The organism is Pseudomonas sp. VE 267-6A, from assembly GCF_024126555.1.
Lineage (GTDB): Bacteria > Pseudomonadota > Gammaproteobacteria > Pseudomonadales > Pseudomonadaceae > Aquipseudomonas > Aquipseudomonas palmensis.
Window position 1 is genome coordinate 112,429 of sequence record NZ_JAMYBY010000009.1, and the last position, 13,273, is coordinate 125,701.

The window sequence follows — 13,273 nt, forward strand, 5'->3', positions numbered from 1 at the left end:
AATGAAACTATTTCTGTGGATAAGGCGTTGCTGGGGTCAGGTTATCCACACTCGAATGCCAGGCAAAAAAAAAGCCGACTTATGCACAATGCGGTCGGCTTTTTCAGAGCTGTGGACAACTCAGCTCTTCTTGATCTTCTCTGGCCGTTTCCAGCCATCGATGTTGCGCTGACGACCGCGGGCCACGCCCAACTGGCCAGCCTCGACCGTCTGGGTGATGGTGGACCCCGCAGCGGTGGTGGCCCCATCGAGGATATCCACAGGCGCCACCAGCGAGTTGTTGGAACCGATGAAGACATCTTCGCCCAGTACGGTACGGAATTTGTTGGCCCCGTCGTAGTTGCAGGTGATGGTGCCGGCGCCGATATTGGTGCGCGCCCCCACCTCGGCATCACCCAGGTAGGTCAGGTGGCCTGCTTTGGCACCTTCACCCAGGTGGGCATTCTTCAGTTCGACAAAGTTACCCACATGCGCACGGGCATCCAGCACGCTGCCCGGGCGCAGCCGCGCGAACGGACCGGCATCGCTGCCCTCGCCCAGCACGGCACCTTCGAGGTGGCTGTTGGCCTTGACCACTGCGCCCTTGCGCAGGGTACTGTTCTTGATCACGCAGTTCGGGCCGATGACCACGTCATCCTCGATCACCACGCGGCCTTCGAGGATAACGTTGACGTCGATGAGCACGTCACGCCCCACGATGACTTCGCCGCGCACGTCGAAACGCGCCGGGTCACGCAGGGTCACGCCCTGGGCCATCAGGCGACAACCTTCGCGCAATTGATAATGACGCTCCAGTTCGGCCAACTGACGACGGTCGTTGGCGCCCTGCACTTCCATCGGGTCCAGCGGCTGCTCGGTGGCCACCACCAGGCCGTCGGCCACTGCCATGGCGATCACGTCGGTCAGGTAGTACTCACCCTGTGCGTTGTGGTTCGACAGGCGGCCCAGCCACTCGGCCAACCGAGCCCCCGGTACGGCAAGGATGCCGGTGTTGCCTTCATTGATCGCCTTCTGTGCGTCGCTGGCATCCTTGTGCTCGACAATGGCAGCCACCTGGCCCTGGTCGTCGCGCACGATACGGCCGTAGCCGGTCGGGTCGGCCAGGGTCACAGTGAGCAGGCCCAGTTGCTGCGGGTTTACCCTGGCCAGCAAACGCTGCAGGGTGTCCACCTCGATCAGCGGTACATCGCCGTAGAGGATCAGCACGGTGTCGGCACTGAGCGCCGGCAAGGCCTGGGCCACGGCGTGGCCTGTGCCCAGCTGTTTGTCCTGCAACACAAAATTCAGGTCATCGGCAGCCAGTCGCTCGCGAACCAGCTCGGCACCATGTCCGATCACCACGTGAATACCCTGGGGCTCGAGCTGGCGGGCGCTGTGGATAACATGGCCAAGCATCGAGTTGCCGGCGACCGGGTGCAGTACCTTGGGCACGGCCGAGCGCATGCGTGTGCCCTGGCCTGCCGCGAGAATAACGATATCGAGAGACATTGACTGGCTACCAAATCCGGGGAGAGGTCGATGAATGACCGAAATGAGATATGCAGAAAAAGAAAAAGGGTAGCCGAGGCTACCCTTTAACTCAATCGCGGCGAAAGCAATCAGCCTGTAGGCCGAATTACCTTCCCTTGCGCAACTGCTGGACGGTGCGCAGCTGAGCTGCGGCTTCGGCCAGACGTGCGGCAGCGGCGCCGTAGTCGAACTCCGCGCCTTTGGCGTTCAGGGCGTTCTCGGCAGCCTTGAGGGCTTCCTGGGCCTGAGCTTCGTCCAGGTCGGCAGCACGTTGCACGGTATCGGCAAGCACCTTGACCATGTTCGGCTGGACCTCGAGGAAACCACCAGAGATGTAGAACACCTCTTGGGCGCCACCCTGCTTGGTCAGCGTGATCGGACCAGGCTTCAGATTAGTGATCAGCGGGGCGTGGCCTGGAGCGATACCAAGATCACCCAGGTTGCCGTGCGCAATCACCATCTCGACCAGGCCGGAGAAGATCTCTCCTTCCGCGCTGACGATATCGCAATGGACTGTCATAGCCATCTGCTTGCCTCAACCTGATTAGCGCCCCTCGCGGGGCGCCGGGATTACAGTTTCTTGGCTTTCTCGACTGCTTCTTCGATGCCGCCGACCATGTAGAACGCTTGTTCTGGCAGGTGGTCGTAGTCACCGTTGAGGATGCCTTTGAAGCCAGCAATGGTGTCTTTCAGGGAAACGTATTTGCCTGGAGAACCGGTGAAGACTTCAGCCACGAAGAACGGCTGGGACAGGAAGCGCTGGATCTTACGAGCACGGGAAACCAGTTGCTTGTCGGTCTCGGACAGTTCGTCCATGCCCAGGATCGCAATGATGTCCTTCAGCTCTTTGTAGCGCTGCAGCACGTACTGAACGCCGCGAGCGGTTTCGTAGTGCTCGTTGCCGATCACGTTCGGGTCCAGCTGGCGCGAAGTCGAGTCCAGTGGATCGACCGCTGGGTAGATACCCAGGGAGGCGATGTCACGGGACAGTACGACGGTGGCGTCCAAGTGGGCGAAGGTGGTGGCTGGCGACGGGTCGGTCAGGTCGTCCGCAGGTACGTATACGGCCTGGATCGAGGTGATCGAACCTTCCTTGGTCGAAGTGATACGTTCTTGCAGAACGCCCATCTCTTCAGCCAGGGTCGGCTGGTAACCTACCGCCGAAGGCATACGGCCCAGCAGTGCGGATACTTCGGTACCGGCCAGGGTGTAACGATAGATGTTGTCGACGAACAGCAGAACGTCGTTACCTTCGTCACGGAACTTCTCGGCCATGGTCAGGCCGGTCAGCGCTACGCGCAGACGGTTTCCTGGTGGCTCGTTCATCTGACCGTAGACCAGCGCTACCTTGTCGAGAACGTTGGAGTCCTTCATCTCGTGGTAGAAGTCGTTACCCTCACGAGTACGCTCACCCACACCGGCGAACACGGAATAACCGCTGTGCTCGATGGCGATGTTACGGATCAGCTCCATCATGTTTACGGTCTTGCCTACACCGGCACCACCGAACAGACCAACTTTACCGCCTTTGGCAAACGGGCAGACCAGGTCGATAACCTTGATGCCGGTTTCCAGCAGGTCGTTGCCGCCTGCCTGGTCAGCGAACGAAGGCGCTTCGCGGTGAATGCCCCAGCGCTCTTCTTCACCGATCGGACCAGCTTCGTCGATCGGGTTGCCCAGCACGTCCATGATCCGGCCCAGGGTCGCTTTACCGACCGGTACGGAGATGGCTGCGCCGCTGTCGACGACGTCCAGACCGCGCTTCAAGCCTTCGGTCGAGCCCATCGCAATGGTACGGACCACGCCGTCGCCCAGCTGCTGCTGAACTTCCAGGGTGGTTTCCGCGCCTTGTACTTTCAGTGCGTTGTACACGCTCGGCACGCTGTCACGTGGGAATTCCACGTCGATGACGGCGCCGATGATTTGAACGATACGTCCGCTACTCATAGCTGGATCCTCTGAATATTTGAACCGTTAAACCGCGGCAGCGCCGCCGACGATTTCCGAGATCTCTTGGGTGATCGCAGCCTGACGCGCCTTGTTGTAGATCAGCTGCAATTCGCTGATCAGGTCGCCGGCGTTGTCGGTGGCGTTCTTCATTGCGATCATCCGCGCAGCTTGTTCGGCCGCGTTGTTCTCGACCACCGCCTGGTAGACCTGCGACTCCACGTAACGCACCATCAGGCCGTCCAGCAGCTCCTTGGCGTCAGGTTCGTAGAGGTAGTCCCAGTGGTGCTTGAGTTCTTGATCCGGGGTTGCAACCAACGGAATCAACTGCTCGACCGTTGGGGCTTGCGTCATGGTATTGATGAACTTGTTCGATACCACGGACAGACGATCGATACGACCATCCAGGTAAGCGTCCAGCATGACCTTGACGCTGCCGATCAGATCATTGATCGACGGCTCTTCGCCCAGGTGGCTGATCGCTGCAACGACGTTACCGCCGTAGCTGCGGAAAAACGCCGCACCTTTGCTGCCCACCACGCACAGGTCGATTTCGACCCCTTGCTCGCGGTTGGCTGCCATGTCCTTGACCAGGGCCTTGAACAGGTTGGTGTTCAAGCCACCGCACAGACCACGGTCACTGCTCACAACCACATAACCGGCGCGCTTGACAGGGCGTTCGATCATGAAGGGGTGGCGGTATTCCGGGTTGGCGTTGGCCAGATGACCAATCACCTGGCGGATACGCTCCGCATAGGGACGGCTAGCAGCCATGCGCATTTGAGCCTTGCGCATCTTGCTGACCGCCACTTTTTCCATGGCGCTGGTAATTTTTTGCGTGCTTTTGATGCTCGCAATCTTACTGCGAATCTCTTTTGCGCCTGCCATGTAACACCTATCAGGTTAGCAAGCGGGGGCTGCAAAGCCCCCGCTGCGGCTTACCAGGTTTGGGTGGCCTTGAACTTCTCGATACCGGCTTTGATGCCAGCGTCGATTTCGTCGTTGAAGTCACCCTTCACGTTGATCTTCGCCATCAGTTCGGCGTGATCACGGTTGAAGAAAGCGATCAGCGCTTGTTCGAAGCTGCCGATCTTGGTGATTTCGACGTCGGTCAGGAACCCACGCTCAGCGGCATACAGCGACAGCGCCATGTCCGCGATGGACATTGGAGCGTATTGCTTCTGCTTCATCAGCTCGGTAACACGTTGACCGTGCTCGAGTTGCTTGCGGGTGGCTTCGTCCAGGTCAGAAGCGAACTGGGCGAATGCCGCCAGTTCACGGTACTGAGCCAGAGCGGTACGGATACCACCGGAGAGCTTCTTGATGATCTTGGTCTGAGCGGCACCACCTACACGGGATACCGAAACACCGGCGTTCACTGCAGGGCGGATGCCCGAGTTGAACATGGCCGATTCCAGGAAGATCTGACCGTCGGTGATCGAGATCACGTTGGTCGGAACGAACGCGGAAACGTCGCCAGCCTGGGTTTCGATGATCGGCAGTGCGGTCAGCGAGCCGGTCTTGCCAGTTACGGCACCGTTGGTGAACTTCTCTACGTACTCTTCGGAAACGCGCGATGCACGCTCCAGGAGGCGGGAGTGGAGATAGAACACGTCACCTGGGTATGCTTCGCGTCCTGGTGGACGGCGCAGCAGCAGGGAGATCTGACGGTAGGCAACAGCCTGCTTGGACAGGTCATCGTAGACGATCAGTGCGTCTTCGCCGCGGTCACGGAAGAACTCGCCCATGGTGCAACCGGCGTATGGCGCCAGGAATTGCAGTGCGGCGGATTCCGAAGCACTGGCAACCACCACGATGGTGTTGGCCAGGGCGCCGTTTTCTTCCAGCTTGCGAACGATGTTGGCAACGGTCGAACGCTTCTGGCCGACAGCAACATACACACAGAAAATACCGGAGTCTTTCTGGTTGATGATGGCGTCGATGGCCATGGCGGTCTTGCCGATCTGACGGTCACCGATGATCAGCTCACGCTGGCCACGGCCGACAGGGATCATGGCGTCAACCGATTTGTAGCCAGTCTGTACAGGCTGGTCTACCGATTTACGCCAGATAACGCCCGGTGCAACCTTTTCAACAGCGTCGGTCTCGGTGTTGTTCAGCGGACCTTTGCCATCAATTGGGTTACCCAGTGCGTCGACGACGCGACCCAGCAGTTCCTTACCAACCGGAACTTCGAGGATGCGGCCGGTGCACTTGGCGCTCATGCCTTCAGCGAGGGTGTCGTACGCGCCCAGTACTACCGCACCAACGGAGTCTTGCTCCAGGTTGAGGGCCATACCGAACACGCCGCCCGGAAACTCGATCATTTCGCCGTACATAGCGTCGGCCAGACCGTGAATCCGCACGATACCGTCAGAAACGCTGACGACAGTACCTTCGTTGCGGGCTTGGGAGGCTACATCGAGTTTCTCGATGCGGCCCTTGATGATTTCACTAATTTCGGAAGGATTGAGTTGCTGCATTGCTCTGCTGCCCCTTCAAACTCAAGATTTCAATGCTTCGGCCAGTTTCGCGATTTTGCCGCGTACTGAACCATCGATAACCAGGTCGCCGGCGCGGATTACGACACCACCGATCAGGCTGGCATCCTCCGTCGCGTGCAGGCGCACTTCCCGGCTGAGTCGTGCACTGAGAACCTTGGCGAGTTTGTCTTGCTGTTCTTGGTTCAACGCAAAAGCACTGGTGACTTCCACGTCCACGGATTTCTCTTGTTCGGCCTTGTACAGATCGAACAGAGCCGAAATCTCCGGCAACAGCAGGAGACGTTCGTTTTCCGCGGCAACATGAATGAAATTCTGTGCCTGTGCATCGAACTTGTCACCGCACACGTCAATAAACGCGGCGGCCTTTTCTGCGCTCGTCAGTCGCGGGGCCTTGAGCAGGCGCTGCATTGTGTCGTCTTGAGACACTGCAGCAGCCAGGCCGAGCATGGCTGACCAATTGGCCAGTTGCTGATGGGCCTGGGCGTGCTCAAAGGCCGCCTTAGCGTAAGGTCGGGCCAACGTGGTCAGTTCTGCCATGATCGCCCTCGCTTAAATTTCAGCGGCCAGTTTATTAACCAGCTCCGCATGCGCGTTTTGATCGATTGTGGCGCCAAGGATCTTTTCAGCACCGTTGACGGCCAGGCTACCCACTTGGGCGCGCAGCGCGTCTTTGACACCGTTCAGTTCCTGTTCGATCTCGGCTTGAGCCTGGGCCTTCACACGGTCAGCTTCGACGCGAGCCTGGTCACGGGCTTCCTCGACGATCTGGTTACCGCGTTTCTTGGCTTGCTCAATGATTTCGGCTGCCTGAGCTTTAGCTTCGCGCAGTTGCTGACCCGCTTTATCTTGGGCCAGCTCCAGGTCGCGAGCTGCTCGGTTGGCAGCGTCCAGTCCTTCCGCGATCTTCTTCTGACGTTCTTGCAAAGCCGCGATGACCGGAGGCCACACGAACTTCATGCAAAACAGTACAAAAATGAAGAACGCAACGGACTGGCCAATCAGGGTTGCATTAATGTTCACGCCAACACCTCGCTCGTTCTAAGTCCATCACACCAATCCACTCGAAAATTCGAGTGATTAGCCAGCGATTTGACCAACGAAGGGATTAGCGAAGGTGAAGAACAGAGCGATACCAACACCGATCATGGTCACGGCGTCGAGCAGACCGGCGACGATGAACATTTTGACTTGCAGCATCGGAACCATTTCTGGCTGGCGAGCAGCGCCTTCCAGGAACTTGCCGCCCAGCAGGCCGAAACCAATGGCGGTACCCAGGGCACCCAGGCCGATCAGCAGAGCAACAGCGATAGCGGTAAGACCAACTACAGTTTCCATCTTTCCTCCCGACTTTTACGTCGTATTGGTTAGGTTTTTTAGTTTGAAGCGGTAAAACAAAATCGTTTGGTACAGCTGCCCTTGCGGACTTTTTCGGCCTCCCCCCACCCCGGCGGAGAGGCCTCAGACACGCCAGGCGGTCTTAATGGTTATCTTCGTGAGCCATCGACAGGTAGACGATGGTAAGCATCATGAAGATGAACGCTTGCAGGGTGATGATCAGGATGTGGAACACAGCCCACGCCCATTGCAGCACCACGCCCAGGCCGCTCAGCCACAGCAGACCGGCACCGAACATCACGGCGATCAGGATGAACACCAGCTCGCCGGCATACATGTTGCCGAACAGACGCAGGGCCAGCGAGATCGGCTTGGCGATCAGGGTCACGAATTCCAGCAGGAAGTTGACCGGGATCAGCAGGATCTGGACGAAGATGTTCTTGCTGCCGAACGGGTGCAGGGTCAGCTCGCCGATGAAGCCGCCGATGCCCTTGACCTTGATGCTGTAGAAGATGATCAGCGCGAACACGCAGAAGGCCATCGCGATGGTGGCGTTCGGGTCGGTGGTGGATACGGCACGGAACGGGATGTGCGGATCACCGGAGATCAGCATCGCCAGTTGCGGGATCCAGTCGACCGGGATCAGGTCGACGGCGTTCATCAGGAACACCCACACGAAGATGGTCAGGGCCAGCGGTGCGATGACCGGGCTGCGGCCGTGGAACGAGTCCTTGACGCTGCCGTTGACGAATTCGACCATCACCTCGACGAAGTTCTGCAGGCCGCCGGGTTGACCGGAAGTCGCTTTTTTCGCCGCCATGCGGAACAGGAGGATGAAGATCAGACCCAGCGCAACGGACCAACCCAGGGTGTCCACGTGGAACGCCCAGAAGCCCATTGCCTTGGCTTCTGCTGCGGAATGGGCAAAGCCCCAACCGCCGTCTGGTAATTGCCCGAAGGTCAAGTTCTGCAAGTGGTGCTGGATATAGCCCGAAGCGGTTTCTGCTGCCATGTTTGCCTCAAACGCCCTAAGGTCTCGAAAGTCTCGTTTTTATCAGCAGGGGCGCGAACCAGCTGACCAACTGGGTCAGCAAGAAGACGCCGAATACTGCTAATGGCGCCAATGGCTTCACTCCTGCGAACGTCAATGCGAACAGCACTGCCGTCAAAATCAATTTGCCTGCCTCGCCAGCGTAGAACGACTTGACGATGGCCTGCGCTGCCCTGGCGCCGGTGTAACGGAACGCCTTGTAGGCAAAGTACAGATTCGGCAGCCAGGCGATCAGTCCTCCGCAGAGTGCCGAATAGCCGCTGACCACTCCATGCCACTGCCACACCCCCAACGATGCCAGCAGCAACACGACAAATTGAGCGAACAGTACCGGAAAAACCGCCCAGCGATGGAAAGGCAAGCGGTTTGGCGTGCGGGTCTCCATCACAACTGCTCCTCGAAAGTCGACCAACCAGTCAGTAATGACTTGGCATAATTTGTGCCGACAAAATGCGCGCAGAGTATAGGGGCGCTTGGACCCCTATTCAACTGCTGGGTAGTGATTTCCGACTGCGCGCTACAAAGCGAATTGTTTCAGCGGATGTGAGCGAGCACGCCCTGCAACTCGTCCAGGGAGTTGTAACGGATCACCAACTGGCCTTTGCCCTTGTTGCCGTGACGGATCTGTACCGCCGAGCCCAGCCGCTCTGCCAGACGCTGTTCAAGGCGGGTGATGTCCGGATCGGGCTTGGCCGGTTCCACCGGCTCGGGCTTGCCGCTGAGCCACTGGCGAACCAGGGCTTCGGTCTGGCGTACGGTCAGGCCTCGTGCGACAACGTGTCGCGCCCCGTCGACCTGCTGTTCTTCAGGCAAACCGAGCAGCGCACGGGCATGCCCCATCTCCAGGTCGCCGTGGGACAGCATGGTCTTGATGACTTCCGGCAGCGAGATCAGGCGCAGCAGGTTGGCCACGGTCACCCGCGACTTGCCCACAGCATCCGCGACCTGTTGCTGGGTCAGCTGGAATTCCTGCTGCAGGCGCTGCAGCGCGATGGCCTCTTCCACCGGGTTGAGGTCTTCGCGCTGGATGTTCTCGATCAGCGCCATGGCGATGGCGGTTTCATCCGGCACATCGCGCACCATCGCCGGGATGGTCTCCATGCCGGCCTGCTGGCTGGCGCGCCAGCGGCGTTCGCCGGCGATGATCTCGAAGCGGTCGTCACCGATCGGGCGGACCACGATCGGCTGCATCACGCCCTGGCTCTTGATCGAATGCGCCAGTTCTTCAAGGGCCTGCGGGTCCATGTCCCGACGGGGCTGGTATTTGCCGCGCTGGATCAGGTCCAGCGGCAGGTGTTGCAGTTCTTTCTGGTCGACCTTGACAGCCTGCTCTTCGAGCGCGCTGACGGTAGGACCACTGAGCAGTGCATCCAACCCACGTCCGAGACCTCGTTTCTTAACGGCCATGCGGATTCCTTAAGTTGCCTGTGCGGCAGTGCGGGTTTGACGGCGTTGACGGCGTACCAGTTCACCGGCCAGGGCCAGATAGGCCAGGGCGCCACGGGACTGCTTGTCGTAGGCCAGGGCCGGCATACCGAAGCTCGGGGCCTCGGCCAGGCGAATGTTGCGCGGGATCACCGTATCGTAGAGCTGCTCGCCGAAGTGTTCCTTGAGCTGCGCGGACACGTCGTTGATCAGGCTCAGGCGCGGGTCGTACATGGTGCGCAACAGGCCTTCGATCTTGAGCTGCGGATTGAGCTTGGCAGCGATGCGCTTGATGTTATCCACAAGGTCGCTCAAGCCTTCCAAGGCAAAGTATTCACATTGCATCGGAATGATCACGCCATCGGCGGCCACCAGGGCATTGAGCGTCAGCATCGACAGCGACGGCGGGCAGTCGATCAGGATGTAGTCGTAACTCTCGCGGATCGGCGCCAGCGCTGTGCGCAGCCGGCTCTCCTTCATCTGCATTTCGAGCAGAACCACTTCGGCGGCAGTGAGGTCGCGGTTGGCCGGCAGCAGTTGATAACCGCCGTGCTCGGACACGTGCATGGCCTGAGCCAGGTCGCACTCGCCGATCAGCAGGTCATAGACCGAATGTTCAAGGACGTGTTTATCCACACCGCTACCCATGGTGGCGTTGCCCTGTGGATCGAGGTCAATCAGCAGCACGCGGCGCTTGGTAGCCACCAGCGATGCAGCGAGATTGATGCAGGTGGTGGTCTTGCCCACACCACCTTTCTGGTTCGCGATCGCGAATACCTTAGCCATTCTTGCTTGTGTTCCCAGTCATGCCGTGCGGCGCAGTATCAGCAGATGGCGCTGGCCTTGGCAACCCGGAACGGTCAAGGCCTGCTCGCTATCCACTTTGAAATCTGCCGGCAATGCTACCAGCTCATCAGCCGGATGCAGCCCTTTCATTGCCAGCCACTGCGTCTGGGCGTCGCCAAGGTGGCGCGTCCAATTGGTGAAGTTCTCCATGCTGCTGAAAGCACGAGAAACAATTCCGGAGAAAGGCTGTTCCGGCTGGAACGCCTCGACCCGGCTGTGGATAACTTGCAGGTTATCCAGCTTCAGCTCCAGTTTCACCTGGGTGAGGAAGCGGGTTTTCTTGCCGTTGCTGTCCAGCACCGTGACCTGCTTGTGCGGATGCAGGATAGCCAGGGGAATGCCCGGCATGCCGCCGCCGCTACCGACGTCGAGCCAGCGCTCGCTGTCGCTGTGGATAAACGGCATGACGCTCAGGCTGTCCAGCAGGTGGCGGGACACCATTTCGTCGGGATTGCGCACTGCAGTCAGGTTGTAAGCCTTGTTCCACTTGATCAGCAGCGCCAGATAAGCCAGCAGTTGCGCGTGCTGGGCCTCGCTCAGCTCGACACCAAGCTGGCGGGCACCTGTGGACAACTCCTGGGCGTGTTGAGGGGTGACCATAGAACTCAAGCGCTTTGCTCCAACTCGCGGCCTGCGCCGCGTTTTTTCAGGTGAATCAGCAACAGGGAAATAGCCGCCGGGGTCACGCCGGGAACGCGCGAGGCCTGGCCGAGTGTCTCTGGGCGGGCCTGGCTGAGCTTACCCTGAATCTCCTTGGACAACCCGGAAATACCAGCGTAGTCGATATCCTCGGGCAGGCGGGTGTCTTCGCTTGCCCGCAGGCGAGCGATTTCTTCCTGTTGCCGGTCGATGTAACCGGCGTACTTGGTCTTGATCTCGACCTGCTCGGCCACCTGAGGGTCGATTTCTCCACCGCCGGTCACTTCCACCAACCCGGCATAGTCGATTTCCGGGCGGGTCAGCAGGTTGAGCAGGTTGTATTCATGGCTGAGCGGCGTGCCGAACTTATCCACAATCGCCTGGCCCATCGCGGTATTGGGCTGAACCCAGGTGGACTTCAGGCGTTGCTCCTCGCGCTCGATGCTTTCGCGCTTGGCGCTGAACGCGGCCCAGCGTGCATCGTCGACCAGGCCCAGTTCACGGCCTTTTTCGGTCAGACGCAGGTCGGCGTTGTCTTCACGCAGAATCAGGCGGTACTCGGCCCGCGAGGTGAACATGCGGTACGGCTCCTGGGTACCCAGGGTGATCAGGTCGTCGACCAGCACCCCGATGTACGCCTCGTCGCGGCGCGGGCACCAGCTTTCGCGGCCCTGTGCACGCAGCGCGGCGTTGGCACCGGCCAGCAGCCCCTGCGCGCCGGCCTCTTCGTAACCGGTGGTGCCGTTGATCTGGCCGGCGAAGAACAACCCGCCGATGGCCTTGGTTTCCAGGCTGTACTTCAGGTCACGCGGGTCGAAGTAGTCGTATTCGATGGCATAGCCCGGGCGCACGATGTGCGCGTTTTCCATGCCGCGGATCGAACGCACCAACTGCAGCTGCACGTCGAACGGCAGGGATGTGGATATCCCGTTCGGGTACAGCTCGTGGGTATTGAGCCCTTCTGGCTCGATGAATACCTGGTGGCTCTGCTTGTCGGCAAACCGGTGGATCTTGTCTTCGATCGACGGGCAGTAACGCGGGCCGATGCCCTCGATCACGCCGGAGTACATCGGCGAACGATCGAGGTTGGAAGCAATGATCTCGTGAGTGCGTTCGTTGGTGTGGGTAATCCAGCAACTGACCTGACGCGGGTGCATGGCCTTGTCGCCCATGAACGACATCACCGGTATCGGGGTGTCACCGGCCTGTTCGGTCATCACCGAGAAATCCACCGAACGCCCGTCGATACGCGGCGGCGTGCCGGTTTTCAGGCGACCCATGCGCAGCGACAGCTCACGCATGCGGTGCGCCAGAGCGATGGCCGGCGGATCGCCGGCACGCCCACCGGAATAATTCTGCAGACCGATGTGGATAAGTCCGCTGAGGAAGGTACCCGTGGTCAGCACCACAGAATCGGCATGGAAACGCAGACCCATCTGCGTGACGACGCCGCGTACCTGGTCCTGCTCGACGATCAGGTCGTCACAGGCCTGCTGGAATATCCACAGGTTGGGCTGGTTTTCGAGAATCTCGCGTACCACGGCCTTGTAGATGGCGCGGTCGGCCTGGGCGCGGGTTGCACGCACCGCCGGGCCTTTGCGGTTGTTCAAAACGCGGAATTGGATACCGCTCTTGTCGGTAGCCAGGGCCATGACACCGCCCAGCGCATCGATCTCCTTGACCAGATGGCTCTTGCCAATACCGCCAATGGCCGGGTTGCAGCTCATGTGCCCGAGGGTTTCCACGTTGTGGGTCAGCAGCAGGGTTTTCACACCCATGCGTGCAGACGCAAGCGCAGCCTCGGTTCCGGCATGGCCGCCGCCGATGACGATCACTTCAAAACGGGAAGGGAAATCCACCACGCACCTCGTGCCTGTTTCGGGAATAGATAGGAATAACGCACAAGTATAGGGACTTACCCCCCTTCTAGGAACCGCTTGAACAAAATTTAACCAGCCTGTGGATGAGTGGCTGACAATAGAAATAAAGAGAGAAAAATTTATTAAAGCTTTGTTTT

General features: G+C 59.5%; 14 protein-coding genes. All 14 read right to left on the minus strand.

The features are described 5' to 3' along the window. Window positions 1-120: 120 nt before the first annotated feature. Window positions 121-1,488, minus strand: coding sequence for a bifunctional UDP-N-acetylglucosamine diphosphorylase/glucosamine-1-phosphate N-acetyltransferase GlmU (gene glmU, locus NJH59_RS12500; RefSeq protein WP_253086847.1), 1,368 nt, complete (start codon window positions 1,486-1,488; stop codon window positions 121-123). Window positions 1,489-1,615: 127 nt separating this feature from the next. Continuing rightward, window positions 1,616-2,035, minus strand: a complete 420-nt coding sequence (locus NJH59_RS12505; protein WP_043860662.1) for a F0F1 ATP synthase subunit epsilon — start codon at window positions 2,033-2,035, stop codon at window positions 1,616-1,618. A gap of 44 nt (window positions 2,036-2,079) precedes the next feature. Further along, on the minus strand, window positions 2,080-3,456 hold the full coding sequence (gene atpD / locus NJH59_RS12510) for a F0F1 ATP synthase subunit beta (RefSeq protein ID WP_043860663.1): 1,377 nt from the start codon (window positions 3,454-3,456) through the stop codon (window positions 2,080-2,082). Between the two features lie 27 nt (window positions 3,457-3,483). Next, entirely contained in the window at window positions 3,484-4,344 is an 861-nt protein-coding gene (gene atpG / locus NJH59_RS12515) for a F0F1 ATP synthase subunit gamma (RefSeq protein WP_054916061.1), read from the minus strand. 50 nt (window positions 4,345-4,394) lie between these two features. Further along, on the minus strand, window positions 4,395-5,939 hold the full coding sequence (gene atpA / locus NJH59_RS12520; protein WP_043860665.1) for a F0F1 ATP synthase subunit alpha: 1,545 nt from the start codon (window positions 5,937-5,939) through the stop codon (window positions 4,395-4,397). A gap of 21 nt (window positions 5,940-5,960) precedes the next feature. Then, window positions 5,961-6,497: a F0F1 ATP synthase subunit delta gene (locus NJH59_RS12525; protein ID WP_043860666.1), complete on the minus strand. Its 537-nt coding sequence runs from the start codon at window positions 6,495-6,497 to the stop codon at window positions 5,961-5,963. A gap of 12 nt (window positions 6,498-6,509) precedes the next feature. After that, window positions 6,510-6,980 carry a F0F1 ATP synthase subunit B gene (locus tag NJH59_RS12530; protein WP_043860667.1) on the minus strand — a complete coding sequence of 157 codons (471 nt, stop codon included), beginning with the start codon at window positions 6,978-6,980 and terminating at the stop codon, window positions 6,510-6,512. Window positions 6,981-7,037: 57 nt separating this feature from the next. Further along, on the minus strand, window positions 7,038-7,295 hold the full coding sequence (gene atpE, locus NJH59_RS12535; RefSeq protein WP_003097235.1) for a F0F1 ATP synthase subunit C: 258 nt from the start codon (window positions 7,293-7,295) through the stop codon (window positions 7,038-7,040). Between the two features lie 142 nt (window positions 7,296-7,437). Next, window positions 7,438-8,307: a F0F1 ATP synthase subunit A gene (gene atpB / locus NJH59_RS12540; protein ID WP_043860668.1), complete on the minus strand. Its 870-nt coding sequence runs from the start codon at window positions 8,305-8,307 to the stop codon at window positions 7,438-7,440. Between the two features lie 16 nt (window positions 8,308-8,323). Continuing rightward, the gene (locus tag NJH59_RS12545; RefSeq protein ID WP_043860669.1) at window positions 8,324-8,731 is read right to left on the minus strand and encodes a F0F1 ATP synthase subunit I; all 408 of its coding nucleotides are present in this window, start codon (window positions 8,729-8,731) and stop codon (window positions 8,324-8,326) included. Between the two features lie 149 nt (window positions 8,732-8,880). Continuing rightward, window positions 8,881-9,753 (minus strand): ParB/RepB/Spo0J family partition protein, encoded by an 873-nt coding sequence (locus tag NJH59_RS12550; protein WP_043860670.1) that lies wholly within the window; start codon window positions 9,751-9,753, stop codon window positions 8,881-8,883. 9 nt (window positions 9,754-9,762) lie between these two features. Then, window positions 9,763-10,557: a ParA family protein gene (locus NJH59_RS12555; RefSeq protein WP_043860671.1), complete on the minus strand. Its 795-nt coding sequence runs from the start codon at window positions 10,555-10,557 to the stop codon at window positions 9,763-9,765. Window positions 10,558-10,575: 18 nt separating this feature from the next. Continuing rightward, a complete protein-coding gene (rsmG, locus tag NJH59_RS12560; protein ID WP_100634892.1) occupies window positions 10,576-11,226 on the minus strand; it encodes a 16S rRNA (guanine(527)-N(7))-methyltransferase RsmG in 651 nt (216 codons plus the stop codon). Further along, window positions 11,223-13,115, minus strand: coding sequence for a tRNA uridine-5-carboxymethylaminomethyl(34) synthesis enzyme MnmG (gene mnmG, locus NJH59_RS12565; RefSeq protein WP_054916064.1), 1,893 nt, complete (start codon window positions 13,113-13,115; stop codon window positions 11,223-11,225). The genes rsmG and mnmG overlap by 4 nt, the downstream gene beginning before the upstream one ends. Between the last annotated feature and the right edge of the window lie 158 nt (window positions 13,116-13,273).

Excerpts from the sequence above, each read along its gene's own strand:
- NJH59_RS12525 (WP_043860666.1), bottom strand. The coding sequence starts at position 6,497 with ATGGCAGAACTGACCACGTTGGCCCGACCTTACGCTAAGGCGGCCTTT.
- atpA (WP_043860665.1), bottom strand. The coding sequence starts at position 5,939 with ATGCAGCAACTCAATCCTTCCGAAATTAGTGAAATCATCAAGGGCCGC.
- glmU (WP_253086847.1), bottom strand. The coding sequence starts at position 1,488 with ATGTCTCTCGATATCGTTATTCTCGCGGCAGGCCAGGGCACACGCATG.
- atpE (WP_003097235.1), bottom strand. The coding sequence starts at position 7,295 with ATGGAAACTGTAGTTGGTCTTACCGCTATCGCTGTTGCTCTGCTGATC.
- NJH59_RS12545 (WP_043860669.1), bottom strand. The coding sequence starts at position 8,731 with ATGGAGACCCGCACGCCAAACCGCTTGCCTTTCCATCGCTGGGCGGTT.
- NJH59_RS12555 (WP_043860671.1), bottom strand. The coding sequence starts at position 10,557 with ATGGCTAAGGTATTCGCGATCGCGAACCAGAAAGGTGGTGTGGGCAAG.
- NJH59_RS12550 (WP_043860670.1), bottom strand. The coding sequence starts at position 9,753 with ATGGCCGTTAAGAAACGAGGTCTCGGACGTGGGTTGGATGCACTGCTC.
- atpG (WP_054916061.1), bottom strand. The coding sequence starts at position 4,344 with ATGGCAGGCGCAAAAGAGATTCGCAGTAAGATTGCGAGCATCAAAAGC.
- atpB (WP_043860668.1), bottom strand. The coding sequence starts at position 8,307 with ATGGCAGCAGAAACCGCTTCGGGCTATATCCAGCACCACTTGCAGAAC.
- NJH59_RS12505 (WP_043860662.1), bottom strand. The coding sequence starts at position 2,035 with ATGGCTATGACAGTCCATTGCGATATCGTCAGCGCGGAAGGAGAGATC.
- atpD (WP_043860663.1), bottom strand. The coding sequence starts at position 3,456 with ATGAGTAGCGGACGTATCGTTCAAATCATCGGCGCCGTCATCGACGTG.